Source organism: Paraburkholderia madseniana (genome assembly GCF_009690905.1).
GTDB lineage: Bacteria > Pseudomonadota > Gammaproteobacteria > Burkholderiales > Burkholderiaceae > Paraburkholderia > Paraburkholderia madseniana.
In genome coordinates this window covers 1-465 of record NZ_VOSW01000326.1, presented here as the reverse complement: position 1 = coordinate 465, position 465 = coordinate 1, and the positions used below count along the sequence as shown (strand labels likewise).

Annotated in this window: 1 protein-coding gene; it reads left to right on the top strand. The window is 59.6% G+C overall.

From position 1 onward, the window contains the following. Positions 1–61 precede the first annotated feature (61 nt). Positions 62–465 (top strand): IS21 family transposase (locus FSO04_RS46045; RefSeq protein ID WP_479687416.1); only part of this gene is annotated, 404 nt, incomplete at its 3' end.

The following is a 465-nucleotide window of genomic DNA, read 5'->3' as shown; positions in this document are numbered from 1 at the left end:
TGAGCCGGGCAATCAACCTATCCTGCTAGTTTTTCTGGCAGGGTGTTTGGGGATGATCCCGATGACGATGATTGGCAAGGTGCGGCGGATGTTCCACCGCCAGAACAAGTCGGTACGCGAGATAGCGCGTCTCACAAGCCTGTCGCGCAACACGATTAGTAAATATCTGAACATGGATGTTCAGGAGGAGCCGAAGTATCAGCGGCGCTCGCAGCCGACCCGGTTGACGCCGTTTCATGAGGTGCTGGTGCAGGCGCTCAGTGTCGACGCGCGGCGACCGAAGAAGGAACGCCGCACCGCCTGGATGCTGTTCCAGGAGATCAAGGCTGGCGGCTACGACGGCTGTTACTCGCGGGTGACCGATTTCATCCGGGCCTGGCGGCAAGGCGAAGGCAAGGCGGTTTCGAAGTCGGCGTTTGTGCCGTTGCGATTCGAGCTGGGCGAGGCATTCCAGTTTGACTGGTC